We start from the raw sequence: 3,439 nt of genomic DNA on the forward strand, positions 1-3,439 counted from the left end.
GGCCAGCGCGCGCCGGCCGGCCGCGGTCTCGGGTTTGGCCGCGACAAAGGCCGACAGCTCGTCGACGACCGATCGTGCCGCCTTGGGATCGTCACGCTCGATTGCGTCGAGCGCCCGTTTCTGCAGCTTTTCGACCTCGGCGAGGCGGCCGATCGCCAGGAATTCGCGAATCAGGATCACCATAAGCGCCAGCACGGCGATGGCAGCCATGCCGGCGGCCAGCCAGCCCAGCCATTCGGCGCGCGCAAAGAGGTCGCGTATGAGCTGGTCGGTCCACAAGCCGACAGCCAGCGAAACCAGCACGCCAAAGGCGCCGAAGAAGATGCTGCCGAGCAGCGAGCGTTTCCTGGGGGCAATGGCCGGTGGCGGCTCCGCGGCAATGATGTCGGGCTCGTCGAAGACATCGACTTCCGCCGGGAGGACCATCGCGACATCGGTCTTCATCGCGCGCGGTTTGCGCTGGGCATCGGCCTGGGGGCGCGGCTCAGGGGCCGTTTGTCTCGGTGGGGTTTCCGGTTCGATCCGGAACGCTGCCGGCTTGCGGGGCGCGGTCATGCCAGATGATCTCCGATCAGGAACTGCAAGGCACGGTCGAGCCTGATATGCGGCAGCGACAGGGTGATACCTTCAGCCGTTCGTTCTAGCTTTGGCGGACGGAAACGGACGAAGCGGATTGCAGGGTCCGCGGCATCCTGCTTGTGATCGGCTCCCGAAAGATCAAAAACTGCATCAATTTTCTCCGGTAAGTCACCAGGAAATATGGCTGTTTCAGTTTTTCCATCGAAAGTTTCACCGTTGATCCTCTCGCCGGCGATCGGCGTGCCGATAATGACTGGCAACGTCTCCCGGCCTTGCTTGACGGTGCCTTCGCGCGTCGCGCGCACCGCCGCCATGGCGACCACGTCGACATCGGCGCCGGTGAAATTCGCCCGTGCCACGGCTCGGTCGGCAAGCCGCCGCACGATCGCCTGCAGGCGGTCATGGCTTTCGTGGTGCAGATGGTCGGCCTTGGTCGCGGCAACCAGGATGCGGTCGATGCGCCGCGAAAACAGATCGGTGAGGAAGCTGCCCCGGCCAGGTCGGAAACAGCTGAGGATCTCGGTCACCGCGCGTTCCAGGTCGGCCATGGCGCCGGGGCCGGCGTTCAGCGCCTGCATGGCGTCGATCAGCACGATCTGGCGATCGAGGCGGGTGATGTGTTCGCGAAAGAAGGGTTTGACGACATGCGTCTTGTAGGCCTCATAGCGCCTGTCCATCATGGCGTGCAGCGACCCCGGGCGCGGACGCCTGTCGCCGATCCCGGCCAGGGGCGCGAAGGTCAGTGCCGGCGAGCCTTCGAGATCGCCAGGCATCAGGAAGCGGCCGGGCGGCAAGGTCGAAAGCGCCCGCTCGTCGAGCTTGCAGGCCTTCAGATAGGCGGCGAAGTTCTCGGCTAGCCGGCGCGCCGTCATCTCGTCGGCATCGGCGTTCGGATCGATCCCGGCCGACAACGCCCGCCAGCTCTGCGACAGGTCCTCGCGCACCGGCAGAACGGCCATTTCGAAGGCTTCCTGCGAAAAATCGGCGAAGGACTTGCCGAGCAGCGGCAGATCGAGCAGCCATTCGCCGGGATAGTCGACAATATCGACCGACAGTCTGCCCGAGGAAAACATGCGGCTCCAGCCGGAGGCCGATTCATATTCGATGGTCAGCCGCAGTTCCGAAATGGCGCGCGTCGAATCGGGCCAGGCGCGGTCGTTGAGCAGGGCGGCAATGTGGTCCTCGTACTGGAAACGCGGCACCGCGTCGTCGGGCTGCTGCTCGAGGAAGGCGCGGGCGATGCGACCCGATTTCTGCGCTTCGAACAGCGGCAGGCGCCCGCCATGGATCAAATTGTGGACTAGGGCCGATATGAACACTGTTTTGCCGGCGCGGGACAATCCGGTCACGCCGAGGCGCAGCGATGGGCAAAAAAGCCCGGTGGCGCGGCCTGACAGCGTGTCGAGGGCAATCCTCGCCTCGTCGGTGAAGGTGGTCAGCGATGATGCCAAAATATGCTCTCTCGGACTTCGGTCCGCCCGATATAGGCTCTACAACCAGGCTTTGAAATGGCTTCAGAGATCGGCCGGCGTCAGGAACGCTTCGAGATAGCCGGCGCCTTGAGCGGCGCTGGCAAGATCGCCGTCGAAGCGGACGACCGCCAGGCCTGCGGTCGGAAACCCGTGGTTCAGCGTGGCCCGCGCGGTTTCGTCGCCGTCGCCCGAAACTGCCATGGTGAGGTCTTCCATCATCGGGTTGTGGCCAATGACCAGCAATGAGCCCGATCCGCCATTGTCGCGGATAAGGTGGAGGTAACCGGCCGCGTCCGCGCTGTAGAGCGCGTCGAAGAACAAGACCCGGCCGGTGTCGGTCTGGCCGGCCAGGCCTTCCAGCGTCTCCTTGGCGCGTTTGGCATTGGAGCAGAGTGTGCGGTCCGGAACATAGAGGCGGGAGCGCATGGCGGCGCCCATCATTTCGGCATCGGAACGGCCGGACGCGTCGAGCGGGCGATCGAAATCCCGCATGCCGGGCAGTGCCCAGCCAGCCTTTGCATGTCGCAACAGATAAAGCCTGCTCACCCAACCTCCGAATGCCGAAGCCTCCCGGGATTAGCCACGAGAACGGCGTTGCGCACAATGCCCGTGCTCTTCAAACACAGCGAATCACCCAATGCTGCTTGCTGCAAAGGCGCTTGCGTATCGCCCCGGGATCACGGCCGATCTCGGAAAGCATGTGCCACCGGATCCAAAGTGTCTCGGCGGAGTTTGTACCAAAGCGACCGTACGCGGCTGCAAAGACCCGTGGCGGGATACTTTAACAATTGCGTGAAACAGCGGCCGATTGCGCTTGTGCAGGCGTCGGACGACGAATATATAGGCGCCAAATTTGGGGCAGTTTGGGTGAGTCGAATGAACGACATCGTTACCGCCGATTACGTACCCTCCGAAGACGAGCCGTTCATGAACGAGCGGCAGAAATCCTACTTCCGCTCAAAGCTCGTCACCTGGAAGAATGACATATTGCGCGAAGCGCGCGAAACACTGGAAATCCTGCAGCAAGAAAACGCCAACCACCCCGATCTGGCCGACCGCGCCTCTTCGGAAACCGACCGTGCCATCGAACTCAGGGCCCGTGACCGTCAGCGCAAGCTCATTGCAAAGATCGACTCCGCCCTGCAGCGCATCGACGAAGGCACTTACGGCTATTGCGAAGAGACCGGCGAGCCGATCGCGCTGAAGCGGCTCGATGCGCGTCCGATCGCGACATTGTCGATCGAAGCGCAGGAGCGGCATGAGCGCCGCGAAAAAGTCTATCGCGACGACTGAAGGTCAAGGCCGGCGGCGCACGGCCGGCTGTCCCGAACGAACTCGATCCTGAAAATGGCCGGTTTTCCGGCCATTTCTATTGGTGCGGCATCCAC

General features: G+C 63.3%; 3 protein-coding genes and 1 pseudogene. 1 reads left to right on the forward strand and 3 read right to left on the reverse strand.

The annotated features are described in order from the left end of the window. From EN939_RS25930 to EN939_RS25940, 3 genes and pseudogenes are all read right to left on the reverse strand, one after another. A pseudogene (locus EN939_RS25930) lies at positions 1–555 on the reverse strand (TIGR01620 family protein); the annotation flags it as partial. Continuing rightward, the gene (locus EN939_RS25935; RefSeq protein ID WP_127270623.1) at positions 552–2,030 is read right to left on the reverse strand and encodes a YcjX family protein; all 1,479 of its coding nucleotides are present in this window, start codon (positions 2,028–2,030) and stop codon (positions 552–554) included. The pseudogene EN939_RS25930 and the gene EN939_RS25935, both read right to left, overlap by 4 nt. A 63-nt stretch (positions 2,031–2,093) precedes the next feature. Beyond that, positions 2,094–2,597, reverse strand: coding sequence for a SixA phosphatase family protein (locus EN939_RS25940; protein WP_127270625.1), 504 nt, complete (start codon positions 2,595–2,597; stop codon positions 2,094–2,096). 330 nt (positions 2,598–2,927) lie between these two features. Here EN939_RS25940 and dksA point away from each other — a divergent pair, with 330 nt between their 5' ends. Next, a complete protein-coding gene (gene dksA, locus EN939_RS25945; protein ID WP_013531862.1) occupies positions 2,928–3,344 on the forward strand; it encodes an RNA polymerase-binding protein DksA in 417 nt (138 codons plus the stop codon). Positions 3,345–3,439: the final 95 nt, after the last annotated feature.

It is taken from the genome of Mesorhizobium sp. M7A.F.Ca.CA.002.05.1.1, from assembly GCF_003998335.1.
Lineage (GTDB): Bacteria > Pseudomonadota > Alphaproteobacteria > Rhizobiales > Rhizobiaceae > Mesorhizobium.

Coding starts and splice junctions, on each gene's coding strand:
- dksA (WP_013531862.1), top strand. CDS start 2,928: ATGAACGACATCGTTACCGCCGATTACGTACCCTCCGAAGACGAGCCG.